At 66.9% G+C, this 21503-nt stretch carries 25 protein-coding genes, 2 tRNA genes and 1 pseudogene; 13 read left to right on the top strand and 15 right to left on the bottom strand.

Features of this window, described 5'->3' with window-relative positions:
* Together glnA and RMO01_RS13375 are read left to right on the top strand one after the other, a co-directional pair.
* A pseudogene (glnA, locus tag RMO01_RS13380) lies at window positions 1-574 on the top strand (glutamine synthetase); the annotation flags it as partial.
* A gap of 74 nt (window positions 575-648) precedes the next feature.
* A complete protein-coding gene (locus tag RMO01_RS13375; protein WP_309629553.1) occupies window positions 649-1275 on the top strand; it encodes a glutathione S-transferase N-terminal domain-containing protein in 627 nt (208 codons plus the stop codon).
* Here RMO01_RS13375 and tatC read toward each other — a convergent pair.
* From tatC to RMO01_RS13360, 3 genes are read right to left on the bottom strand one after another with little or no spacing between them, the layout of a single operon-like run.
* Complete coding sequence (tatC, locus tag RMO01_RS13370) at window positions 1272-2162, bottom strand: twin-arginine translocase subunit TatC (RefSeq protein WP_309629552.1); 891 nt, start codon at window positions 2160-2162, stop codon at window positions 1272-1274. The two genes, RMO01_RS13375 and tatC, sit on opposite strands and share 4 nt — an antisense overlap.
* Window positions 2159-2737, bottom strand: a complete 579-nt coding sequence (gene tatB / locus RMO01_RS13365) for a Sec-independent protein translocase protein TatB (protein ID WP_309629551.1) — start codon at window positions 2735-2737, stop codon at window positions 2159-2161. The genes tatC and tatB overlap by 4 nt, the downstream gene beginning before the upstream one ends.
* A 26-nt stretch (window positions 2738-2763) precedes the next feature.
* Window positions 2764-2982 (bottom strand): twin-arginine translocase TatA/TatE family subunit, encoded by a 219-nt coding sequence (locus RMO01_RS13360; protein ID WP_309629550.1) that lies wholly within the window; start codon window positions 2980-2982, stop codon window positions 2764-2766.
* A gap of 103 nt (window positions 2983-3085) precedes the next feature.
* On the opposite strand from RMO01_RS13360, the gene rnhA reads away from it, so the two are divergent.
* Both rnhA and RMO01_RS13350 read left to right on the top strand, forming a co-directional pair.
* Window positions 3086-3529 (top strand): ribonuclease HI, encoded by a 444-nt coding sequence (gene rnhA, locus RMO01_RS13355; protein WP_309629549.1) that lies wholly within the window; start codon window positions 3086-3088, stop codon window positions 3527-3529.
* Between the two features lie 76 nt (window positions 3530-3605).
* On the top strand, window positions 3606-4205 hold the full coding sequence (locus tag RMO01_RS13350; protein WP_309629548.1) for a hypothetical protein: 600 nt from the start codon (window positions 3606-3608) through the stop codon (window positions 4203-4205).
* A gap of 4 nt (window positions 4206-4209) precedes the next feature.
* Here RMO01_RS13350 and RMO01_RS13345 read toward each other — a convergent pair whose 3' ends face one another.
* The 4 genes from RMO01_RS13345 to RMO01_RS13330 all read right to left on the bottom strand — a co-directional run bounded on the left by RMO01_RS13345 (window position 4210) and on the right by RMO01_RS13330 (window position 6773).
* On the bottom strand, window positions 4210-4671 hold the full coding sequence (locus RMO01_RS13345) for an NfeD family protein (protein ID WP_309629547.1): 462 nt from the start codon (window positions 4669-4671) through the stop codon (window positions 4210-4212).
* A 14-nt stretch (window positions 4672-4685) separates the two neighbouring features.
* Window positions 4686-5660, bottom strand: coding sequence for an SPFH domain-containing protein (locus RMO01_RS13340; protein ID WP_309629546.1), 975 nt, complete (start codon window positions 5658-5660; stop codon window positions 4686-4688).
* 126 nt (window positions 5661-5786) lie between these two features.
* Window positions 5787-6221 carry a hypothetical protein gene (locus RMO01_RS13335; RefSeq protein ID WP_309629545.1) on the bottom strand — a complete coding sequence of 145 codons (435 nt, stop codon included), beginning with the start codon at window positions 6219-6221 and terminating at the stop codon, window positions 5787-5789.
* A gap of 135 nt (window positions 6222-6356) precedes the next feature.
* Window positions 6357-6773, bottom strand: a complete 417-nt coding sequence (locus RMO01_RS13330; RefSeq protein WP_309629544.1) for an NUDIX hydrolase — start codon at window positions 6771-6773, stop codon at window positions 6357-6359.
* A gap of 67 nt (window positions 6774-6840) precedes the next feature.
* On the opposite strand from RMO01_RS13330, the gene RMO01_RS13325 reads away from it, so the two are divergent.
* The 4 genes from RMO01_RS13325 to RMO01_RS13310 all read left to right on the top strand — a co-directional run bounded on the left by RMO01_RS13325 (window position 6841) and on the right by RMO01_RS13310 (window position 11120).
* Entirely contained in the window at window positions 6841-8247 is a 1407-nt protein-coding gene (locus tag RMO01_RS13325) for an FAD-binding oxidoreductase (RefSeq protein WP_309629543.1), read from the top strand.
* Between the two features lie 44 nt (window positions 8248-8291).
* Window positions 8292-9065, top strand: a complete 774-nt coding sequence (gene yaaA / locus RMO01_RS13320; RefSeq protein ID WP_309629542.1) for a peroxide stress protein YaaA — start codon at window positions 8292-8294, stop codon at window positions 9063-9065.
* A gap of 108 nt (window positions 9066-9173) precedes the next feature.
* The gene (locus tag RMO01_RS13315) at window positions 9174-10022 is read left to right on the top strand and encodes a 3-hydroxybutyrate dehydrogenase (RefSeq protein WP_309629555.1); all 849 of its coding nucleotides are present in this window, start codon (window positions 9174-9176) and stop codon (window positions 10020-10022) included.
* A gap of 18 nt (window positions 10023-10040) precedes the next feature.
* Window positions 10041-11120, top strand: coding sequence for a patatin-like phospholipase family protein (locus RMO01_RS13310; RefSeq protein WP_309629541.1), 1080 nt, complete (start codon window positions 10041-10043; stop codon window positions 11118-11120).
* Here RMO01_RS13310 and RMO01_RS13305 read toward each other — a convergent pair.
* From RMO01_RS13305 to RMO01_RS13295, 3 genes are read right to left on the bottom strand one after another with little or no spacing between them, the layout of a single operon-like run.
* A complete protein-coding gene (locus RMO01_RS13305; protein ID WP_309629540.1) occupies window positions 11117-12031 on the bottom strand; it encodes an L-threonylcarbamoyladenylate synthase in 915 nt (304 codons plus the stop codon). The two genes, RMO01_RS13310 and RMO01_RS13305, sit on opposite strands and share 4 nt — an antisense overlap.
* On the bottom strand, window positions 12028-12594 hold the full coding sequence (locus tag RMO01_RS13300; protein WP_309629539.1) for a YceI family protein: 567 nt from the start codon (window positions 12592-12594) through the stop codon (window positions 12028-12030). Before RMO01_RS13300 ends, RMO01_RS13305 begins: the two co-directional genes overlap by 4 nt.
* Window position 12595: 1 nt before the next feature.
* Window positions 12596-13159 carry a cytochrome b/b6 domain-containing protein gene (locus tag RMO01_RS13295; RefSeq protein ID WP_309629538.1) on the bottom strand — a complete coding sequence of 188 codons (564 nt, stop codon included), beginning with the start codon at window positions 13157-13159 and terminating at the stop codon, window positions 12596-12598.
* Window positions 13160-13289: 130 nt separating this feature from the next.
* On the opposite strand from RMO01_RS13295, the gene RMO01_RS13290 reads away from it, so the two are divergent.
* Entirely contained in the window at window positions 13290-15074 is a 1785-nt protein-coding gene (locus RMO01_RS13290) for an acyl-CoA dehydrogenase (protein ID WP_309629537.1), read from the top strand.
* On the opposite strand, the gene RMO01_RS13285 is transcribed toward RMO01_RS13290, so the two are convergent.
* A complete protein-coding gene (locus RMO01_RS13285; RefSeq protein ID WP_309629536.1) occupies window positions 15071-15871 on the bottom strand; it encodes a serine protease in 801 nt (266 codons plus the stop codon). The genes RMO01_RS13290 and RMO01_RS13285 overlap by 4 nt on opposite strands.
* Before the next feature lie 87 nt (window positions 15872-15958).
* Between RMO01_RS13285 and RMO01_RS13280 the strand changes: the two genes are divergently transcribed.
* Window positions 15959-18181 (top strand): S9 family peptidase, encoded by a 2223-nt coding sequence (locus tag RMO01_RS13280; protein WP_309629535.1) that lies wholly within the window; start codon window positions 15959-15961, stop codon window positions 18179-18181.
* Window positions 18178-18726: an N-acetyltransferase family protein gene (locus RMO01_RS13275; RefSeq protein ID WP_309629534.1), complete on the top strand. Its 549-nt coding sequence runs from the start codon at window positions 18178-18180 to the stop codon at window positions 18724-18726. The genes RMO01_RS13280 and RMO01_RS13275 overlap by 4 nt, the downstream gene beginning before the upstream one ends.
* Here RMO01_RS13275 and RMO01_RS13270 read toward each other — a convergent pair whose 3' ends face one another.
* Window positions 18727-19182: a response regulator gene (locus RMO01_RS13270; protein WP_309629533.1), complete on the bottom strand. Its 456-nt coding sequence runs from the start codon at window positions 19180-19182 to the stop codon at window positions 18727-18729.
* Window positions 19183-19316: 134 nt separating this feature from the next.
* On the opposite strand from RMO01_RS13270, the gene RMO01_RS13265 reads away from it, so the two are divergent.
* Window positions 19317-19919 carry a sensor histidine kinase gene (locus RMO01_RS13265; protein ID WP_309629532.1) on the top strand — a complete coding sequence of 201 codons (603 nt, stop codon included), beginning with the start codon at window positions 19317-19319 and terminating at the stop codon, window positions 19917-19919.
* Between the two features lie 76 nt (window positions 19920-19995).
* On the opposite strand, the gene RMO01_RS13260 is transcribed toward RMO01_RS13265, so the two are convergent.
* Window positions 19996-20069: transfer RNA gene (locus RMO01_RS13260), tRNA-Gln, on the bottom strand.
* Between the two features lie 155 nt (window positions 20070-20224).
* Between RMO01_RS13260 and RMO01_RS13255 the strand changes: the two genes are divergently transcribed.
* Window positions 20225-20301, top strand: a tRNA-Pro gene (locus RMO01_RS13255).
* 31 nt (window positions 20302-20332) lie between these two features.
* Here the strand turns inward: RMO01_RS13255 and RMO01_RS13250 are convergent.
* Together RMO01_RS13250 and ilvC are read right to left on the bottom strand one after the other, a co-directional pair.
* Complete coding sequence (locus tag RMO01_RS13250) at window positions 20333-20455, bottom strand: hypothetical protein (RefSeq protein ID WP_309629531.1); 123 nt, start codon at window positions 20453-20455, stop codon at window positions 20333-20335.
* A gap of 48 nt (window positions 20456-20503) precedes the next feature.
* On the bottom strand, window positions 20504-21493 hold the full coding sequence (gene ilvC / locus RMO01_RS13245; protein ID WP_409013082.1) for a ketol-acid reductoisomerase: 990 nt from the start codon (window positions 21491-21493) through the stop codon (window positions 20504-20506).
* Between the last annotated feature and the right edge of the window lie 10 nt (window positions 21494-21503).

Raw genomic sequence — 21503 nt, 5'->3', positions numbered from 1 at the left:
CAAGCCCCAGTTCGCCGGCGACAAGTACGCCGGCCTGTCGCAGCAGTGTCTGTGGTACATCGGCGGCATCATCAAGCATGCCAAGGCCATCAACGCCTTCGCCAACTCGACCACCAACTCCTACAAGCGTCTGGTGCCCGGATACGAAGCCCCGGTGAAACTGGCCTATTCGGCCCGCAACCGTTCGGCCTCGATCCGCATCCCGCACACGACCTCGCCCAAGGCCAAGCGTCTGGAAGCCCGCTTCCCCGACCCGATGGGCAACCCCTATCTGACCTTCGTGGCCCTGCTGATGGCCGGCCTCGACGGGATCGAGAACCAGATCGATCCGGGCGGTCCCGCCGACAAGAACCTCTACGACCTGCCGCCCGAAGAGCGCGGCTCGATCCCCGAGGTCTGCGGCTCGCTGAAGGAAGCGCTCGAGAACCTCGACAAGGACCGCGCCTTCCTCAAGAAGGGCGGCGTCATGGATGACGACTTCATCGACTCCTACATCGAGCTGAAGATGGAAGAGGTCATGCGCCTGGCCCTCCACCCGCACCCGGTCGAGTTCGACATGTACTACAGCTGCTGACCGGTTCGATCGGCTGACGACACAGAGGCGCCGGACGGGAGACTGTCCGGCGCCTCGTTACGTCTGGAGACGCCATGTCACGACTGTTGGGTCGCACGTCCTCAATCAACGTGCGGAAAGCCCTCTGGACTCTGGCGGAGGTCGGCGAGCCCTTCACACACGAGGCCGACTGGGGGTCGCCCGCCGCATCCACTCGAACGCCTGCCTTCCTGAACCTGAATCCGAACGGCCTGGTGCCGGTCTACCACGACGAGCGCGGCGTGCTGTGGCAGTCCAACACCATCTGCCGCTACCTCGCGCGCAAGCACGACCGTGACGATCTGCTGCCGACGGATCCGGCAGCCGCCGCGGCTGTGGAGATGTGGATGGATTGGCAGGCGACCGAACTCAACAACGCCTGGACCTACGCCTTCATGGCCCTGGTCCGTGGAGCTGACGGCTATGGCGACGCCGACCTTGTCGGACGCAGCGTCGATCGCTGGACGGGAATGATGCAGGTCCTCGACGCCCAGCTCGCCGCGACTGCGGGTTTCACGACAGGGGCCACGTTCACCGTCGCCGACATCGTACTGGGACTGTCGGCGCATCGGTACTTCAGCACGCCTTTCGAGCATGCCCCGCTGCCGGCTGTTCGCCGGTGGATGCAAAGCCTGGCGAACGAGACCCGATTCGCAGAGTTCTCGACGGTCGATACGCCCTAGGCCAACTCCGCCGAACCCGATTCTTCCCCGTCCTCGTCCATGTTCCGGCGCAGTTCGATCAGCCGCACGCACCAGATCGAGATCTCGTAGAGGATGACCAGGGGCACGGCGAGCATCAGCTGGCTGATCGGATCCGGCGGTGTCACGATGGCGGCCACCACGACCACGCCGACGATGGCGTAGCGACGCCCCTCGGACATGAATTTCGAGCTGATGAGACCGGCCAGGCCCAACAGGGTCATCACGACCGGCAGCTGGAAACACAGGCCGAAGGCGAGGATCAGGGCGGTGACAAGGTTTAGATACTCGGACACCTTGGGCAGGAGGGCGACGGCCACGGTGTCAGAGGTGATCTGCTGGCTCAGGGAGAACCACATCACGAACGGCAGCATGACGAAATAGACCAGGGCCGCGCCCAGCAGGAACAGCATCGGCGAGGCGATCAGGAAGGGCAGGAAGGCGCCCTTTTCGTTGCGATACAGCCCCGGCGCGACGAACCGGTAGAGCTGGAACGCCAGCACCGGGAAGGCCAGGAAGACCGCGCCGAACCCGGCCAGCTTCATCTTGGTGAACAGGATTTCCAGCGGCGCCGTATAGATCAGCTGCGCGGCCTCCTCGGTCGTCGGCGGTATCGGATGGATGCCCGCCGTCACCAGGATCAGGTCAAACGGGGAGACGTGGTGCCCGATGTTCGTCGCGTAGATGGCGCTGGCCGCCGCGAACGGCCGGACCAGGAAGATGTAGATCGGCCCGGCGAAGAAGAAGCACAGGATGAAGGCCAGGCCGAACGCCACGACGCACCAGACCAGCCGGCCGCGCAGCTCAACCAGGTGATCCATCAACGGCGCACGCGACGCCTCGATCTCGGCTTCGTCGCGGTCCGTCATTGGGAGGTCTTGGGCTTACGCGGCACACGCGGCTTGGCTGGAGCCGTTGTGACGGCCGGCTTGGCAGCGGGTTTGCCCCGTGGCTTGGCCGTGGCGGCTTTGGCGGCTTTGGCGGCCGGTGCGGCTGAAACTTTGGCCGTCGTCGCGCGGGGCTTGCGGGTCTTCGCCCGGGTGGCCGGCACGACCGGAGCCGTTGTCACCGGCTCCGGGAACTCCGGCTGGTCCAGCATCACCGCGCGCGGCGGGGGCTCGACATAGGCGGGCGCTTCCAGCTCCGCCTTGATGTCCTTGAAGGCGGCGTTGGCCTCGTCACCCAGGCGGACCATCCCCTGCCCGACCGATCCCTGACCGTCGCGCAGCGCCTGGACCTCCTTGCGCAGATCATCGAGCTCCGACTGGCGGGCCATTTCGTCGAAGCTGGCGCGGAACTCGTTGGCCATGCCACGCGCCTTGGCGACCATCTTGCCCAGTTGGCGCAGCATTCCGGGCAGCCGCTCGGGTCCGACCACGAGCAGGGCCACGATGCCGATCACGAGATATTCGAGGCCCCCGATCCCGGGGCCGAGGCCGCCCATGCGTCAGGCTCTTTCCGCTGTCAGGCCTAGCGCTTCAGCTCTTCCTTTTCCGCGTCGGTACGCGGCAGGCTGGACACGCCGTCATGCGGCCCGTCCTTCTTGTCCTCGTCCTTCAGGCCTTCCTTGAAGGCCTTGATGCCCTTGGCGGCGTCGCCCATCAGGTTCGAGATCTTGCCCTTGCCGCCGAACAGCAGGGCGACGACGACGATGACGATGGCCCAATGCCAGATGCTGATAGCGCCCACGGCACACTCTCCTCGAACGGGCCAAATGCGGCCCGCGTCAAACATACGGCTCCTATAGTCCAGCGGATGGCGACGCGCCAAGGGAACCTGTAAGTCCGCGCGAATGAGTCACGTGACAATCCACACCGACGGCGCCTGTAAGGGCAATCCTGGACCCGGCGGCTGGGGCGCCATCCTCCAGGCGAGCGGAAAGACCAAGGAACTGTGCGGCGGCGAACCGCTGACCACCAACAACCGCATGGAGCTGACCGCCGCCATCATGGCGCTGGAGGCCCTGACCCGGCCCTGCAAGATCGACCTGCACACCGACAGCAAATACGTGATGGACGGGATCACCGGCTGGATTCACGGCTGGAAGGCGCGAGGCTGGAAGACGGCCGACAAGAAGCCGGTCAAGAACGACGACCTGTGGAAACGGCTCGACGTCGCCCGCACAAGGCACGATGTCAGCTGGCACTGGGTCAAGGGGCACGCCGGTCACGAACTGAACGAGCGCGCGGACCAGCTTGCGAATCTGGGGATCGAACGGATGCGCGCCGGCGCTTGAGAACCTTCGCCTGACGGTTCCCGATTCATCGACCAGCGGTCTTGCTGCAAAGCTTTGAATAGGCTCTGCTTCGCCGATGACCGATCTGACCCCGATTCCCCCGGAAACTGACCCGATCGACAATGGCTCCAAGGGCAAGACCCAACGGGTCTCCGTCGAGGGTACGATCGCTTCCGTCTCGGCCATTTCTGCGATGATCGTCGCGGCTGCGTCGATGTTCACCGCCGTCCAGGCGCTGGACGTGTCCCGAACGGCAGCGAGGCAGAAGATCTTCGAAACCCAGCTGGCGACCTGCCTGCAGTTCAGCGAACTGACCGCACGCGCATCGTCGGACAGCGAAAAGGCCGCAGCCCTGTACGAGGGACCGATCGACGACGACGTCCGCGCCGAAATCACCGCGCGGATGGAAGCCGGTGACGCCGTCTCGACGTCGATCTACCAACAGTACCTCCAGATGACGATGGTCTTCCCCGACGAGATCAGCGACGCCGCCTACGCCGCCAGCGAAAAGCGGGTGGCGCTCTACAACAAGCAGGTCGAGGTGCTGGACGCCGGCGTGATCACGGCGCAGGACATCGCCGCGCTCGTAAGACTGGCGGGTGAGGAAACCGACCAGCTGAACGCCGCCTCGGGCGCGTGTCGCGACGAGGTCGGCGCGGTCGCCGGCATCGGCTGATCCGTCAGGCCTCCCGGCGGACCTTCAGCGACGGACCTTCCAGCCGATCCACGACGACACTGTCGCCGACCGGCGGAGCGTCGCCGTCAATCAGGGCGACCCATTCCGCGCCGGAGACAAAGACCCGTCCCCTGCCCTCGACGAACGGTTGTACCACGCGGGCGCGCTGACCCACGAGACGCAGGTCGCGATCGTTGATGTCGGGATGATCGTCCGGATTGACGCGTTTGATCAATCGTCGCGATAGCAGGGTCGCCAGGACCGTCAGACTCGCGAACAGGCCCACCTCGACTGCGAGACCCATCCGCAGTCCCAGCGCCGTGAGCACCGCGACGATGCCGGCCGCTACTGCGGGCCACAACAGCCATTCGGTCGACAACGCCGCCTCGACGGCCAGCAGCAGCACGCCCACGGCCAGCCAGATCCAGAACGGCTGGGAGGCATAGATGTCGAGAATCGCGCCCATGGCTCAGTCCTCCGTCAGGCAGTCGGCGGCACGGCGCCGCCGGACTTGGTGGATCGCGTCGAAGGCGCGGGCCGCGCAGTGTGTTGCTGGTCGCGCGCCAGTCCGACCAGTTCGCCGATACCCGCAATAGTACCCACCAGGCCGCTCATCTCGGCCGGCACGATGACGGTCTTGGCGGTCGGGTTGCGGGCCAGTTCGGCGAAGTCCTCGACATATTTCTGGGCGACGAAATAGTTGATGGCGTTAACGTCCCCGCGCGCAATGGCTTCCGACACCATGGCGGTGGCCTTGGCCTCGGCCTCGGCGGCGCGCTCGCGCGCCTCGGCGTCCCGGAAAGCCGCCTCCTTGCGGCCCTCGGACTCCAGGATCGCCGCCTGTTTGGCGCCCTCGGCGCGGGCGATGGCGGCCTGTTTCTCGCCCTCGGCCTCGGTGATGACGGCACGGCGCTCGCGTTCGGCCTTCATCTGGCGGGCCATGGCGTTGGTGATGTCGACCGGCGGAGTCAGGTCCTTGATCTCGATCCGGTTGACCTTGACCCCCCACGGCTCCGTCGCCGCGTCGATGACGGTCAGCAGGCGTGAGTTGATGTTATCCCGCTGGAACAGGACCTCATCCAGATCCATCGAGCCCACTACGGTCCGCAGATTGGTCGAGCACAGCTGGGTGATCGCATAGGGCAGGTTTTCGACCCGATAGGCGGCGCTGGGCGCGTCCATGACCTGGATGAAGACGATCGCGTCGACCTTCACCATGGCGTTGTCCTTGGTGATGACCTCCTGCTGGGGCACGTCCAGGACCTGCTCCATCATGTTCATCCGCCGGCCAATTCGTTCCACGAAGGGGATCAGGATGCTGATGCCGGGCTTCAGGGTCTTGGTGTATTTCCCGAACCGCTCGACCGTCAGCTCACGGCCCTGCGGCACGATCTTGACGATGCTGAACACGAAGATGACTGCGAAAACCAGCAGCACGACGGCGAAATAGGTCATTCCGGATCCTCCTGCCCGGATTCTACCCCGACCCGCGCCGCCGCGCCACGGAATCCGAACGCCGCAAACGAAAACGGCGGCCCCCTCCCGGGAGCCGCCGCGTCGCAAAAAAGGTGGGTCGGAAGACTACTCTTCCTCTTCCTCGTCTTCTTCTTCCTCTTCTTCTTCTTCCTCTTCCTCGTCCTCTTCCTCGTCCTCTTCCTCTTCCTCTTCCTCTTCTTCCTCATCCACGTCGTCGTCGTCGATGCCGAGGTCGTTCAGTTCGCAGAGGTCGACGTTGAACACCTCTTCGGTGTCGCCGTCGTCGTACACGGCTTGCAGGTCATATTCGCAGTCTTCCAGCTCATCCTCGACCGAGATGCTGGCGGTCTCGCCCGGGCCGATCGATTCGCCGTCGAGGATGTCCTCGTCCCAGTTCTCGTTGGACGATTCGCCGACTTTCAGCGAGACCATCGTCGCTTCGCTGTTGTTGGTGATCGAGAACGCCATGTCCTGAGCGACCGCGCTGGTCCCGAACAGAAGGGCGACGGTCGAGGCCGCCATGAACAGGTTCTTTTTCATTTAGATAGTCCCCCTGGGCCGGCGGGATGCCGGCCGAAGTTCAAAAAGACCGGCCGGGCGGAATCGCCCATGCCGTCGTCCAAATATGTCGGCTTTGCAGCACTCCGGGGTAAGTGACGGGACCTGACAATGCCGTCAGGGCGTCCGAAACGCGACGGCTTCGGAGATGACGCGCCGCGTCTCGTCCCACGCGACAGCGGCAATCGCCCCCGCAACAGGCATGAACACAGCCGCCGACGCATCGTCGCCGGGCACGGGCTCACCACTGATCCACTCCGCGACATAGTCGATCAGCACATAGTGTCGCCCCGCTTCGGGAAATATGCCGTCGACGACGTCGATCAGGCCGAAAATCCGGGCCTCGACCCCCGTCTCCTCGCGCAGTTCCCGCAGTGCCGCGTCGATCGCCCGCTCGCCGGGTTCGATCCGGCCCCCCGGCAGGCTCCATTCCCCCATCCGGGGCGGCGTCCCACGCCGGATCAGCAGGACTTGGTCGCCTTTCAGGCAGACCACACCGACGGCAGGCACGGGCGTCAGGGAAGAATCGTTCATGACGCCACCCTAGACCGGCGTATCGCTTTTGAGTGGCGCGGACGGCGAGGCTTTGAGACAAGACGCCATGGCCTCCCCCTCCCCCGCCGCCCTCGACGAACTGAAAGCCGCGCTCGGCCCTTCCGGCTGGACCGAAGATCCGACGGAGATCGCGCCCTGGGTCGCGGAATGGCGCAACAAATGGAAGGGGCACACCCCCCTGATGCTGAAGCCTGCCTCGACCGCCGAGGTCGCGCGGGCGGTGGAGATCTGTGCCCGTCACGGAGTCGCCATCACCCCCCAGGGCGGCGGCACCGGCCTGGTCGGCGGTCAGGTGCCCTTCGGTGAAGTCCTTTTGACGACGCGCCGTCTGCGCGCAGTGCGCGACGTGACTCCGCTGGACGACGCCATGACGGTCGAGGCCGGTATCACCTTGTTTGAGGCGCAGCAGCTGGCCGCCAAGGCCGACCGCTTCTTCCCGCTCAGCCTTGCGGCGGAGGGCACGGCGACGATCGGCGGGGTCATCTCGACCAATGCCGGCGGCACGGCCGTCCTGCGCTACGGCATGATGCGCGATCTGGTGCTGGGCATCGAGGCCGTGATGCCCGACGGCCAAGTCTTCAACGGCCTGAAGCGGCTCCGCAAGGACAACACCGGCTACGACCTGAAACAGCTTCTGATCGGCGCCGAGGGGACGCTCGGCGTCGTCACGGCCGCCACCCTCAAGCTGTTCCCGGTCATGCGCAGCCGGGCCACCGCCGTCGTCGGCCTGGCCAGCGCCCATTCCGCCATCCAGCTCCTCGCCCGCGCCAAGGCCGAGACCGGCGGTGGGGTCGAGGCCTTCGAGCTGATGAAACGGATCGGTGTCGAGTTCGCCCTGAAACACATTCCCGGCGTCCGGGAGCCGCTGGACAGCGTCCAGCCCTGGTACGTCCTGATCGAACTGACCTCGGGCGAGCCAGGGGCGGCCGAGGCCGGGATGGAGCGGATCCTGACCGCGGCCTTCGAGGAAGACCTCATCACCGACGCCGCCATCGCCCAGAACGAGACCCAGGTCCGCGACTTCTGGAAACTGCGCGAGGAGCAGTCGGCGTCCCAGCGGCCCGAAGGCGGCGGCTGGAAACACGACGTCTCTGTCCCCGTCAGCCGCATCGCCGACTTCCTCGATGAAGCCACGGCGGCCGTCGAGGCGTTCGAGCCGGGCGCGCGCGTCTCGGCCTTCGGCCACGTCGGCGACGGCAATATGCATTATGACATCCTGTGCCCGCCCGGTGGCGACCTGCCTGCCTTCCTCGACCGCTGGGAGGCCGGCTCCCGGGTCGTCCACGACGTCGTCGCCCGCTACGAGGGTTCGATCTCGGCCGAGCACGGCCTCGGCCGCCTCAAGACCGACGAGGCCCGCCGCTACAAGACGCCTCTCGAGATTTCGACCATGCAGGCGATCCGGAAAGCCATTGATCCCCAGCGGATCATGAACCCGGCGGTGTTGTTCTAGCCCGCGCCCTTCAAACCGTCGTCGAACCCGCCTAAACGCGCGGCATGTTGATCGTACTCTCGCCCGCAAAGCGGCTGGACTTCACCGAGCCGTCGCCGGAGATCCTGGCGTCGAACCGGCGCTTCGTCGACGACACCGCGTCCCTGTCGAAGACGGCCCGCAACCAGACCCAGGCCGACCTGCGCCGGCTGATGGGCATTTCGGCCGACCTCGCCAAACTGAACCAGGCGCGCTTCAAGGCCTTCGAGCCCGAGTCACTGGACGCGGGCATCCAGGCCGCCTTCGCCTTCGATGGCGACGTCTATCAGGGACTGGACGCCCGCACCCTCGCCACGGCAGACCTCGCCTTCGCTCAGGATCACCTGCGGATCCTTTCGGGCCTCTACGGCCTGCTGCGCCCCCTGGACCGGATCCAGCCCTACAGGCTCGAGATGGGCACCCGGCTGAAGACCCGGCGCGGGTCCAGCCTTTACGACTTCTGGGGCGACCGGATCTCGAAACAGCTGAACGCCGACGCGGAGGGGCACACCGACCCCGTGCTCGTGAACCTCGCCAGCCAGGAGTATTTCGGCGCCGTCGACGCCCGGGCGCTGAAGCTGCCGGTCGTCACCCCGCATTTCCGTGAGGAGAAGGACGGCGAGAGCCGCATCATCTCCTTCTTCGCCAAGAAGGCGCGCGGCACCATGGCCCGGTTCGCCATCGACGAACGGATTGAAACCGCCGGCGATCTGAAGGCGTTTGATCGCGACGGTTACCGCTTCCAGAAGTCAGCCTCGACCGAGACCGACTGGATATTCACCAGGCAAGGAAATTCCTGACACCGGGTCGCCTTCGCAGTCGCGAAAGGCTAGGGTTCCGGCAAACCAGAGACCCCGGACGCGCCTGATCGGCGCGGACAGGGGCAAGAAGCGAGAGTGAACGACCCCATGTTTCAGTGGCCCGGCAAGAAGGACGGCTCGGAGACCGAGCGCCCCGTCTATCGCGATCCCAACGATCTCAAGGGCCAGGTGGCCGTCATCTCCGGCTCGACGTCGGGCATCGGCCTGGCCCTGGCCCGGGCGGTCGCCTCGCGCGGCGGCGACGTCGTTCTGAACGGTCTGGGCGATCCGTCCGAGATCGAGCGCACCCGTTCAGAGATGGAGGCCAGCTGCGGCGTCCGCGTCCGCTATCACGCCGCCAATATGCTGAAGGGCGACGAGGTCGCCGACATGGTCGCCTACGCCAAGCATCAGCTGGGCCGGCTGGACATTCTGGTCAACAACGCCGGCATCCAATACGTGGAGGCCGTCGAGAAATTCCCGTCCGACCAGTGGGAGAAGATCATCGCAATCAACCTCTCCTCGACCTTCTATGCCACCCGCGCCGCCATCCCGATCATGAAGGCCCAGGGTCGCGGCCGGATCATCAACGTCGCCTCGGCCCACGGCCTGGTCGCCTCGCCGTTCAAGTCCGCCTATGTCGCGGCCAAGCATGGCGTGCTCGGCTTCACCAAGACCGTGGCGCTGGAAGTCGCGCAGGACAACATCACCTGCAACGCCATCTGCCCCGGCTTCGTCGAGACCCCGATCGTCGAGAAGCAGATCGCCGATCAGGCCCGCACGCGCGGCATCTCCAAGGAACAGGTGCTGAAGGACGTGATCCTGGCGGCCCAGCCGACCAAAAGGTTCGTCACGACCGACGAACTGGCCGGCATCTTCCTCTATCTGGTCAGCGATCTGGGGGCTTCGGCCAACGGGGCCAGCTTCTCGATCGACGGCGGCTGGACCGCCCAATAGGACGAAGGCCGGGGGACGATGGCGCTCTTCAAACGCAAGTCGACCCCGGCGCCTGCAGCGCCTGAACCGCCCGCGAGCGGTCGCCGCCCCATCTGTCTGGCGCTTCAGGGCGGAGGCGCGCACGGCGCCTTCCAGTGGGGCGTGCTCGACCGGCTGCTCGAGGCCGACGTCGTCGACATCCGGGCGGTCACGGCATCCTCGGCCGGCGCCATGAACGGCGCGGCTTTGGTTTCGGGCCTGGCCACGGGCGGCGCGGACGGCGCCCGCCAGTCGCTCGACAAGCTGTGGCGCGAGACCAATCAGTCGGGCGGCAAGAACGTCTTCGGCGACACCTCGATCTGGTCCAACGCCCTGCAGCCGGCCTGGCTGAAGGACTCGGCCCTCTGGCGCGCGTCGGAGACCCTGGCAATGTCGATGTCGCCCTATGAATTCAATCCGTTCAATCACAATCCGCTCAAGCGGGTCCTGCAGGCGACGATCGATTTCGAGGCGGTCCGCGCCTCGGACGTGAAGTTCTTCGTGGCCGCCACCGCGGTCCGCCACGCCAAGTCCCGCGTCTTCACATCCGCCGAGATCACGGATCAGGTCCTGCTCGCCTCCGCCTGTTTGCCGCACCTGTTCCAGGCGGTGGAGATCGACGGCGAGCCCTACTGGGACGGCGGCTATCTCGCCAACCCGCCGCTCTGGCCGCTGTTCTACCAGGACACGCCGGACGATGTTCTCCTGATCACCCTCAACGCCTTCGAGCGCGCCGACGCCCCAAAAGCCGCCGGCGACATCATGGACCGGCTGAACGAGGTGGTCTTCAACGCGCCTCTGGTCGCCGAACTGCGCGCCGTCGCCTTCGTCCAGGAACTGATCGAGGAGGGCCGACTGACCCCCTCCGCCCGCGACCAGTATCGCCACATCCTGATGCACGCGATCGAGGCCGACGGCTGGCTGGGCGACCTGTCGCTGGGGTCCAAGTTCAATACCGAATGGACGTTCCTGAACGACCTCAAGACGCGCGGTCGCGCCGCCGCCGACGACTGGCTGGAAAGCTGCTTCGCGGAGGTCGGGGTTCGCTCAAGCGTCGATCTGCAGGCACGGTTCGGCTAGCCGACGAACCCTGCGGCCCGTCTTAGTCTATCATTGATCGCCTCACCGAGACCGTCGATCGGGATTGGGGCCACGGCGATGGCGGACGGGCGCTCCCGGTCGGCCTCGCGGAGCAGCCGGAAGAGGTTGGCCGCCGCTTCCCGCACGTCGCCGGAAGGACTGAGACTCCACCGTGTCTCGCCTTGGCCCTGCCCGAAGCCCAGGAAGATTTCGCCATCCGCCGCGCTCATCGCCTCCAGCCGCACCGGCGACGACGGCGCATAGTGGCGCGTCAGCCGCCCCGGCGACCGATGGCCCTCGCCCGCTCCATCCAGCGGACCGACAAGGGCCTCGATCTCCTCGCGCGTGACCGACCCCGGCCGCAGCAGGGAGACCCGCCCGTCCAGCACCGAAACGACCGTGCTCTCGACCCCGACCGCACAGGGCCCGCCGTCCAGGGCCGCGCTCGCGGAGTCGCCCGTCTCTTCCATGGCGTCGGCGAACGTTGTCGGGCTGGGGCGCCCCGAGCGGTTGGCCGAGGGCGCCACCACGGGACCGCCGAACGCGTCCAGCACCGCCCGCGCCCCGGCATGGCAGGGGACCCGCACCGCGATACTGTCCAGGCCCGCGCGCGCCAGGTCGCTGACCGCGATCGTGTCCCGGCACGGCGCCACGATGGTCAAGGGCCCGGGCCAGAAGGCCGCCGCCAGCTTCCGCGCGGCCTCGTCAAAGACGGCGATCCGCTCGGCCGCGACGGCATCCGCGACGTGGGAAATCAGGGGATTGAAGCGGGGTCGGCCCTTGGCCTCGAAGATCTTCGCGACCGCTTCCGCGTTCCCGGCGTCCGCCGCCAACCCGTAGACGGTCTCGGTCGGCAGGATCAGCAGTTCGCCGGCCTTCAGCGCCGCGACGGCGCCCTCGACCCCGCTCAACCGACCGTGCGCGTCGCCAGGGACACGTCCACCCTCACCTGCCGGCCGATCAGTCCGTTCCACGGTCCACGCGTTCCAATGCCGAAGGCCGCCCGATCCAGCAAGAAGCCGCCGGTCATCTGCGCCGTCCGCCCTGCGCTGCGCAAGGTGGCGGGGAAGGTCACGGGCCGGGTGACGCCCTTCATGGTGATCCCGGCATGGGCGGTGAACCGGTCGCCGCCCGCCGGTTCCAGCCGGGTCAGACGGAAGGCGATACGGGGATAACGACCGGTGTCGAGAAAGCCTGAACCGGCCGCCGTGGAGGTCAGCCGGGCGTCGTCCATTCGCAGCGAGCCCGCCTCGACGTCGATGGCCACATGGGCGGTCTCGGGCGCCGCCGGATCGAAGCGGATATCGCCTGTCCAGCGCGTGAACCGCCCGGTGCGCGCGCCGACCGGGGTTCCGACCCGCATGGTGATCAGGGACTCGCCCGGGACCACGGCCCAGCGTTCGACCTCGGCCCGGCTCGCGCCCGTCGCCAGACAGACCGCCCCGAATAGCAGTGCGATCAGTACCAGACGCATTTCAGGGCCGCCGGGGAATCAGCGGGATCATGCGGTGCAGGACGTTGTCCCGATCGACGAAATGATGCTTCAGCGCCGCCAGCACGTGCAGCGCCAGCAGGACGTAGAGCACCTTCACCCCCGCCTCGTGAAGATCCATGAAGGTTCCGGCCAGATCGCGACTGCGTTCGACCGGCAGCAGCGGCCAGTTGAACAGGCCAAGCCAGCTGATGTCCCGGCCGCCTGCGCTCGACGCCGCCCAACCGAACATCGGAATCGCGATCAGCAGGACATAAAAGAGCACATGTGTCGCCTTGGCGGCGAAGGCCTGCCAGTCGGGCGTGCCAGGCGGCATTGGCAGGGCGGGGTTGGCCATCCGCCAGCCGATTCGCGCCAGCGTCAGGACCAGAACCGTCAGACCCAGCGCCTTGTGGACCTGAAGGAACTCGCGCGAGATCGGGCCGTCGGTCGCCTCATTTGCCGTGATCAGCAGCACCTGGGCCAAAACGAGCAGGGCCAGCCCCCAATGAAAAGCCAGCGATACGATCGAATAGCGATTTCTCGGCTCGGCCATTAAGTTCCTCACGTCGCTCTCCGGCGACAGCTTGGCGCCGCAAACCGCGCAGGCCAACCCATCCCTTGCCTGACGCGGCGGCATGGTCGCAAGAAGGAGGGACGCGCGGTGTCGTGCGCGAGACGATCACAGAGACTTCGCCATGACCTATCGCGCCCCCGTTCGGGATATCGCTTTCAGCCTGACCGCCATCGCCGGCATCGATCAGGTCGCCGCCACCGGCGCCTTCCCCGATTACGACGCCGATGTCCTGGGCGCCGTTCTCGAAGCGGCGGGCCAGTTCTCCGAAGGCGTGCTGGCGCCCCTGAACCGCCCGGGCGATCAGGCCGGGGCGAAATACGCGAATGGCTCCGTCACCGCCGCGCCCGGCTTCGCCGACGCCTATCGCCAGTTCGCCGAGGGCGGCTGGACCGGCCTGACGGCTCCGGCCGAGGCCGGCGGCCAGGCCCTGCCCAAGGCGCTTGAGCTGGCGGCCTATGAGACGATCCAGTCCGCCAACATGGCCTTCGCCCTCTGCCCCATGCTGTCGCTGGCGGCGATCGAGGCGCTGGAACAGGTCGGCACAGAGCACCAGAAGGCGACCTACCTGCCCAAACTCGTCAGCGGCGAGTGGACGGGGGCCATGGTCCTGACCGAGCCGGGCGCCGGCTCCGACCTCGGCGCCCTGACCTCGACCGCGACGCCGAACGGCGACGGGACCTATGCGCTCAACGGCCAGAAGATCTACATCACCTGGGGCGACCACGATGCGACGGACAACATCGTCCACCTTGTGCTCGCCCGCCTGCCCGACGCCCCTCCGGGACCCAAGGGCATCAGCCTGTTCCTGGCCACCAAGTTCGAGGTCAAGGAAGACGGTTCGTCGGGCGCCCGCAACGACTTCCGCCCCGTCGGCATCGAGCACAAGCTGGGCATCCACGCCTCTCCGACCTGTGTCATGAGCTATGAGGGCGCCCGCGCAGAACTGGTCGGCCAGCCGAACCAGGGTCTGGCCCATATGTTCGTCATGATGAACAATGCGCGCCTGGCCGTCGGCGTCCAGGGCGTCGGCGTGGCCGAGGGGGCCTATCAGCACGCCCTCGCCTATGCTCTGGATCGCCGTCAGGGTCGCTCGGTCTGGACCGGAGAGGCCAACGCGCCGATCATCGACCATCCCGATATCCGGCGCACCCTCGCTGTCATGAAGGCCAAGATCGAGGCCGCCCGCGCCATCTGTTTCGCCACCGGCGTCGCCGCTGACCTCGCCCGGCACGCCGCGACCGAGGACGAACGCCGCAAATGGAAGGGCCGCGAGGACCTGTTTGTGCCGATCGCCAAGGCCTGGAGCACCGACATCGGCTGCGACGTCGCCTCGGACGGGATACAGATCCACGGCGGCATGGGCTTCATCGAAGAGACCGGCGCGGCCCAGTACTATCGCGACGCCCGCATCACCCCGATCTACGAGGGCACCAACGGCATCCAGGCCATGGACCTGGTCGGTCGCAAGCTATCGCAGGACGGCGGCGCTTCGGCCAAGGCCGTCATCGCCGAGATGAAGGCGACCCTGAAAGACCTCGGCGGCCTCTATTCCGGCAAGCCGGTCGAACGGTTCGCGGCGGCTGTCGGCGCCGTGGAGGACGCCACCCTGTGGCTGCTGGACGCCAAGGCCGATCCGGCGCGCGGCGCCGACGTCCTGGCGGCGGCGGACGCCTATCTGAAGCTCATGGGCGACGTCATCGGCGGCTGGATGCTGGCCAAGGGGGCGCTGGCCGCCAAGATCCGTCTCGACGCGAACGATGGCGATCCGGCCTGGCTACAGGGCAAGGTCGATCTCTACGAAGTCTATGCCGCCAACATCCTCGGCCACGCCTCCAGCCGGCTTGCCGCTGTGGGTCAGGGCGGAGACCTGCTCTCGCGGATCAGCCGGGAAGCGCTGGGGGCTTAGGGCTCCACGCGGTCCAGCATCTCGATCGCTTCGCGAACATAGACGGCGTGGGTGACCACGCCGATCTCCAGCTGTTCGTCGTTGACCCGCACTTCCTGGCTCAGCAGGCCGGCGATGAACGCGCTCTCCGGTTCCATCGTGCCTGGCCGCTTGCGCGCGCTCGGCGTCCAGAATACAGGGCCGCCCGAGTTGCCCGGGAAGACCGTGAAATCCAGCAGGAAGGTCGGAAAGGCCGCCACCGGCGACAGCGGATACGACGCGATCCGCCCGACCCTGAGGATCGGGAACCCGGCCCGGTTCGCAGACAGGCCACGGGGAAAGCCCAGCGACAGCAGTTCGTCCCCCGGCCCCACCTCCCAAGCCCCGAAGGCGTTCTCGTCCGCCAGCCAGCCCAACGGGATCGCGGCCCGGGCGAAAGCCTCCGGAGCCTGGACCTCCATCACAGCGACGTCGCGATCGGGATGCTGGGTCCACAGGGGCTCGCCCTCGCCGTTGCGGATGCTCAGGGGCTCGGGATCGAATCTCCAGGTTCCATCGCCCAACGCGGTACGCCAACCCATCCGCGCCTCTGGATCCGGCATGCTCTCCAGCACATGGGCCGCGGTCACCAGAACGATCCGGGGCGTACCGTCCGGCCTTGGCGCCTGGATCAGAAACCCGGTCCCGACCGTGCGCGTATTCGGCCCTGACGGCTGGTCCAGTTGCACCGTCGCCTCGATCAGACCGACCGTCAGGTCCCAGGCGGGAGCGACGACCGGCGGCGGCGCGGCGTCCTGGGCGGGCGGGACCTCGATCATGGGCGGACTTTCGTGAAGGCTGCGGCATTTGACGGCGCGCATGCCGGTCGCACAAGCTGCGTCGGTGACTTACAGGGGAACGATACGATGAACCGCCGCGAATTCGTCGCCACCACCGCCGCCTCCGCCCTCGTGGCCGCCGCCTCCCCCGCCCTCGCCCGCCCCGTCACGGATGCCCAGATGTCGCCTACTCCTCCTGTTGCGAAGAAAATCCCCGTCGTCATCGAACAGCTGGGTCGCACCCGCACCGACGACTACCAGTGGATGAAGGACGACAACTGGCAGGCCGTGCTGCGCGACCCGACCCTGATCAAGGTTGACGTCAAGGAACACCTCGAGGCCGAGAACGCCTATCGCGAGGCCATGCTGGCCTCGACCCTGCCGCTGCAGGCGGCGATGTTCGAGGAGATGAAGGGCCGCATCAAGGAGGACGACAGCTCCGTCCCGTCGCCCGACGGCCCGTGGGAGTATTTCACCGAGTACCGCACCGGTGAGCAGCACCCTCGCTACATGCGGGTCGAGCGGCAGGGGACCTACATCGTCGACGGCCAGCCGGTGACGAAGAACTTCATCGTCGCCCCGACGCCGGAACTGCTGCTGGACTGCAACCTGCTGGCAGAGGGCAAGGCCTATTCGGAGGTCTCGGCCGTCGAGCACAGCCCGGACCACAGCCTTTTCGCCTATGCCGAGGACGCCCAGGGTTCCGAGGTCCACCACATCTACATCCGCGACCTGGCGACTGGGGCAGTCCTGCCCGATCCGATCACGTCCGCGACCGGCAATTTCACCTTCTCGCCCTGTTCGCGCTGGATCTTCTGGACCAACCGCGATGACAACGGCCGGCCCGACAAGATCTTCCGTCGTCCCTCGCGCGGCGGCGAGACGACCCTGGTCCATGAGGAGGCCGACGACGGCATGTTCATGGGGGTCGAGCGCACCGCCGACGACTCCTTCATCGTCATCGCGATCCAGAACCAGGAGACCTCGGAGGCCCGCTATATTCCGGCCGATCAGCCGACGGACGAACCGCTTGTGCTGGCCGCGCGCGAGGTCGCGGTCCGCTACGACGTCGATCACTGGGACGATCGCTGGGTGATCCGCACCAATGCCGACGACGCGATCGACTTCAAGATCGTCCAGGCCCCGACCGATCGGCCCGGCCGCGCCGACTGGGAGGACCTCGTCCCGCACACGCCCGGTCGCTTCATCGAGGGGGTGGCGCTGGTGAAGAGCTTCATCGCCCGTCAGGAGCGCGCCGACGCCAATACGAAGATCGTCATCCGCGACCGCGCCGGCGACGAACACGAGATCGCCGTCGACGAGCCCGCCTATGCCCTGTCGCTGGGCGGGGCGTCGGAGTTCCAGACCACGACGATGCGTTACGGCTACAACTCGCCGTCCACCCCGACCTCGACCTATGACTACGATCTGGCCACGCGCGTGCGCGTGCTGCGGAAGGTTCAGGAGGTCCCGTCGGGTCACAACCCGGCCGACTATGTCGTCGAGCGGCTGAACGCCCCGGCGCCGGACGGCAAGCTGGTGCCGGTGACAGTCCTGCGGCGTCGCACGACGCCGGTCGATGGCTCAGCCCCCCTGCTGCTGTACGGCTACGGCTCCTACGGCATCCCGATGTCGGCCAGCTTCTCGACCGGTCGCCTGTCGCTGGTCGATCGTGGCTGGATCTACGCCATCGCCCACATCCGGGGCGGCTCTGACAAGGGCTGGGGCTGGTTCCTGGATGGGCGGAAGTTCAAGAAGAAGAACACCTTCACCGACTTCACCGCAGCCGCCGATCACCTGATCTCGCGCGACTACGCCCGCGCAGGCAACATCGTGGCCCAGGGCGGCTCCGCCGGCGGCCTGCTGATGGGCGCCGTCACCAACATGCGGCCAGAGCTCTGGGCCGGCGTGATCGGCCAGGTGCCTTTCGTGGACGTGATCAACACCATGTCCGACGTCTCCCTGCCCCTGACCCCGCCCGAATGGCCCGAGTGGGGCAACCCGATCGAGGACGTCGAGGCCTACGACTACATCGCCAGCTACAGCCCCTACGACAACGTCGGGGCCAAGGCCTATCCGGCCATCCTGGCCACCGGCGGCCTGTCCGACCCCCGCGTGACCTACTGGGAACCGGAGAAGTGGGTGGCCAGGCTGCGGCCCGCGACCACCTCCGGCAAGCCGGTCCTGCTCAAGATCAACATGGAGGCTGGCCACGGGGGCGCCTCCGGCCGGTTCGACTATCTGAAGGAGGTCGCCCACGACTACGCCTTCGCGGTCTGGGCGATTCAGCGGGGTTGGGAAACGGCGTGATCCGCGACGCGACCCTAGCCGATCTCCCGGCCATCGCGGCCCTGTATGGCCGGGAGGTCCTGAGCGGTACGGCGACCTTCGAAATGGACCCGCCTTCACTGGCCGAAATGACGGCCCGTTTCGAGGCCGTCCGCGCGAAGGGCCTACCGTGGTTGACCGCCGAGATCGACGGCGCCTTCGCCGGCTATTCCTATGCCTCGCCGTTCCGGCCGCGTCCGGCCTATCGCTACGCTGTCGAGGGTTCGATCTATGTCGAGGAAACCGCCCGCGGCCACGGCGTCGGTCGCGCCCTGCTGTCGGCCCTGATCGACCGAGCCCGCGAACTGGGCCTGCGCCACATCATCGGCGCCATCAGCGACAGTGCGACCAGCCAGGCGTCGATAGCCCTGCACCAAGGCCTCGGGTTCGGCCGGGCGGGAACCTACCATCAGGTCGGCTGGAAGTTCGATCGCTGGATCGATGTCCACCTGATGCAGTTCGATCTCGGCCCGGCCGGCGCTCCGCCCACTGCTCCAGGCATCGACCTGACCGGGGGGCTCGCCTGATCAGTGCGGGGCGATGTCCGATGGCGGCGAGGTCAGCCATGGCGCCAGGCGAAAGCGCCTCGGCGGGTCGCACAAGGTACGGGTCAGGATAAAACGCTGTGCGAAGGCGACCACGGCCCGGATCGTCTGGTCGTCGAACGGCTTGGATACCGCACCCAGCGCGCCTGCGAATCCATCGGGTATCTGCTCCGGGTTGGCCGTGAGAAAGATCACTGCCGTGCCGTAGTCGGTGACCAGCCGGTGCGCGATCTGCGGCCCCGTCATCCCGTCCAGCAGGTTCACATCGACCAGGGCCAGCATGGGCCGTTCTCGTTCGGCGATTTCGAAAGCGCTGGCCCTGTCCATGGCGCAACCGACGACGTCGCACCCGGCTTCGCCGAGCACGAGTTCCAGTTCCATGGCGAGGATGGCCTGGTCTTCCACGATCATGACCCGCAGGTCAGACGTCTGTTGCAATACTGTTCCCCGCGGCCCGCCGACGGCCGTAACGCTACTGTGTCGGATACCGGACAATCTCAACGCACGCTTGGCGAATTGGTTCGCTGTAAGCTATCAAAATGGCCAGTTTTCAGGTCTTTTTTGGGGGACGAATGACCGCAGACGCGGACGTCAGGGTCGCCGAACTCGAGCGGCGGCTCCTGGGCGGCTACCAGTTGCTTCAGGCGCTGGTGGGAATCCGGCTGCGCAGCGTCCAGGATCCCGAGAGCCGACGGCACCTGACCTGGCTTAGCGACGTCGTCGCAGCAATGGGCCTGATCAACCGCCGCATCGTCGAGAGCGGCTCAGTCGATTTCGCGGCCTATCTGGACGACGCGGTCGGTTTCTGGCGGAGGAACTGTGACGGACGCGGCGTGCGGATCGACCTGCGCGGCGATTCGACCGACCTGCCGGAAAGCCACGCCGTTCCCCTGGCCATCATCGTGCACGAACTGATGTCCAACGCTGTGCGCCACGCCTTTCCGGACGACCGGCGCGGCTCGATCGCCATCGCCTGTTCGCGAGCGTCCGATGGCGTCAGCCTGGTGGTTCGGGATGCAGGCGTGGGTTCGGATGACCTCATCAAGGGCGACGGCCTGGCGTTGGTGGAGGGACTGATCGCCCATCTCGGGGGCGCCATCGTCATCGAATCCGCCGCCGGAGCCGGAGTCGGCATCCGCGTGCGCCTGCCCCTCCGGACCGACACGACCCACTGACGTCCTGAGACGGACAGGCGGCTCCGCCGCCAGGCCCGGCCTGTCGGCCTGATCGCTGCTGTCTGGTGCAAGGCGGTGGCTGGGGAACTAGGACTCGAACCTAGAATGACGGTACCAAAAACCGGAGTGTTACCATTACACCATTCCCCAGCAGGACCGGTGCTCCCCGGGCCTGGGCCCGAGAGAGGCGGTCGAATACGCCAAGGCCGCGGGGGATGCAACACCCGGTTTCCGGACTATTTTACAAAGCCTGTGAAGGGCGCTTGCGGCCTCCGAAACCCGTCGCTATAAGCCCGCCTCCAAGTCGGAGTGTGGCTCAGTCTGGTAGAGCACTGCCTTCGGGAGGCAGGGGTCGGAGGTTCGAATCCTCTCACTCCGACCATCTTTCCCGGCGCCGCCCGAGCGCCCCTTCCTCAGTCCGGTTCGCCGTCGCGGTTCACATCGCGAAAGCGCCTCGGCCCTCCAAGGGGCTGAAACGCCAGACCCACAAGCCCGCACAGCGTCAGCAGCACGAACAGTCCGATCAGGATTTCCATGTCGTCACCTCTGACTGAGGTAACGCCAGGCCTTGATCCGGGTTGCGGTCAACCCGCCCTTGTCGCCACGCCGTTCAGATGCGCGCCCACGGCCTCGATCGTGCGCTCGCCCAAGGCCTTCCTCCGCGCCAGCAACTCGGGCGAGCCGGCGTCGTAGTCGGCCATCAGCCGCGTCACGAACGAACCGTCGCGCACATCGGCGAGCACGCCATCCATGGCCGTCCGCGAGGCCTGCCCGATCACGCGCGGCCCGGTCAGATAGGCGCCGTATTCGGCCGTGTTCGAGATCTTGGCGAAGGCCCCGGCGATGCCGCGTTCGTACATCAGGTCGGTCACCAGCTTGACCTCATAGAAGCACTCGAACCAGGCGACCTCGGGCGGATAGCCGGCGTTGACCAGCTTCATGAAGGCGGCGTCGATCAGTTCGCCGACGCCGCCGCACAGGACCACCTGCTCGCCGAACAGGTCGCTCTCGCATTCGGCCGCGAAGGTCGTCTCCAGGATGCCCTTGCGGCCGCAGCCCAGGGCCGCCGCATAGGACAGGCCCAGGGCATGGGCCCCGCCGGTGGCGTCCTGGTGCACCCCGAAAAGACAGAAGACCCCCTCCCCGGCCTCGTAGAGATCGCGGATGCGCGGGCCGATGCCCTTGGGCGAATCGAGGATGACGTCGAGGTCCGCGCGCGGCGTGACCAGGCCGAACCGCACCGACAGGCCGTGGGCGAAGATCAGGGCCGCGCCGGGTTTGATGTTCGGCTCGATCTCGTCGCGGTACAGGTCGCGATGGGCTTCGTCCGAGACCATGAGGGCTACGACGTCTGCCCCGGCTGTCGCCTCGCCGGCGGTCAGGACGGAAAAGCCGTCGGCCTCCGCCTTCGCCCGCGTCGCCGACCCGGCCTTCAGCCCGACGACGATGTCCGCCACGCCCGAGTCGCGCAGGTTCAGCGCATGGGTCCGGCCCTGGCTGCCGTAGCCGATGATCGCCACCCGCCTGCCCCGGATGATGGACAGATCACAGTCGCGGTCGTGGAAGACGGGCAGAGGAGCGGGT

The sequence above is a fragment of the Brevundimonas sp. genome (genome assembly GCF_031412435.1).
Lineage (GTDB): Bacteria > Pseudomonadota > Alphaproteobacteria > Caulobacterales > Caulobacteraceae > Brevundimonas.
Note: the sequence above shows the minus strand (reverse complement) of the source record. Positions and strands in the feature narration are given on the sequence as shown.

Excerpts from the sequence above, each read along its gene's own strand:
- RMO01_RS13375 (WP_309629553.1), top strand. The coding sequence starts at position 649 with ATGTCACGACTGTTGGGTCGCACGTCCTCAATCAACGTGCGGAAAGCC.
- tatC (WP_309629552.1), bottom strand. The coding sequence starts at position 2,162 with ATGACGGACCGCGACGAAGCCGAGATCGAGGCGTCGCGTGCGCCGTTG.
- tatB (WP_309629551.1), bottom strand. The coding sequence starts at position 2,737 with ATGGGCGGCCTCGGCCCCGGGATCGGGGGCCTCGAATATCTCGTGATC.
- rnhA (WP_309629549.1), top strand. The coding sequence starts at position 3,086 with ATGAGTCACGTGACAATCCACACCGACGGCGCCTGTAAGGGCAATCCT.
- RMO01_RS13350 (WP_309629548.1), top strand. The coding sequence starts at position 3,606 with ATGACCGATCTGACCCCGATTCCCCCGGAAACTGACCCGATCGACAAT.
- RMO01_RS13345 (WP_309629547.1), bottom strand. The coding sequence starts at position 4,671 with ATGGGCGCGATTCTCGACATCTATGCCTCCCAGCCGTTCTGGATCTGG.
- RMO01_RS13340 (WP_309629546.1), bottom strand. The coding sequence starts at position 5,660 with ATGACCTATTTCGCCGTCGTGCTGCTGGTTTTCGCAGTCATCTTCGTG.
- RMO01_RS13335 (WP_309629545.1), bottom strand. The coding sequence starts at position 6,221 with ATGAAAAAGAACCTGTTCATGGCGGCCTCGACCGTCGCCCTTCTGTTC.
- RMO01_RS13330 (WP_309629544.1), bottom strand. The coding sequence starts at position 6,773 with ATGAACGATTCTTCCCTGACGCCCGTGCCTGCCGTCGGTGTGGTCTGC.
- RMO01_RS13325 (WP_309629543.1), top strand. The coding sequence starts at position 6,841 with ATGGCCTCCCCCTCCCCCGCCGCCCTCGACGAACTGAAAGCCGCGCTC.
- yaaA (WP_309629542.1), top strand. The coding sequence starts at position 8,292 with ATGTTGATCGTACTCTCGCCCGCAAAGCGGCTGGACTTCACCGAGCCG.
- RMO01_RS13315 (WP_309629555.1), top strand. The coding sequence starts at position 9,174 with ATGTTTCAGTGGCCCGGCAAGAAGGACGGCTCGGAGACCGAGCGCCCC.
- RMO01_RS13310 (WP_309629541.1), top strand. The coding sequence starts at position 10,041 with ATGGCGCTCTTCAAACGCAAGTCGACCCCGGCGCCTGCAGCGCCTGAA.
- RMO01_RS13300 (WP_309629539.1), bottom strand. The coding sequence starts at position 12,594 with ATGCGTCTGGTACTGATCGCACTGCTATTCGGGGCGGTCTGTCTGGCG.
- RMO01_RS13290 (WP_309629537.1), top strand. The coding sequence starts at position 13,290 with ATGACCTATCGCGCCCCCGTTCGGGATATCGCTTTCAGCCTGACCGCC.
- RMO01_RS13285 (WP_309629536.1), bottom strand. The coding sequence starts at position 15,871 with ATGATCGAGGTCCCGCCCGCCCAGGACGCCGCGCCGCCGCCGGTCGTC.
- RMO01_RS13280 (WP_309629535.1), top strand. The coding sequence starts at position 15,959 with ATGAACCGCCGCGAATTCGTCGCCACCACCGCCGCCTCCGCCCTCGTG.
- RMO01_RS13265 (WP_309629532.1), top strand. The coding sequence starts at position 19,317 with ATGACCGCAGACGCGGACGTCAGGGTCGCCGAACTCGAGCGGCGGCTC.
- RMO01_RS13250 (WP_309629531.1), bottom strand. The coding sequence starts at position 20,455 with ATGGAAATCCTGATCGGACTGTTCGTGCTGCTGACGCTGTGCGGGCTT.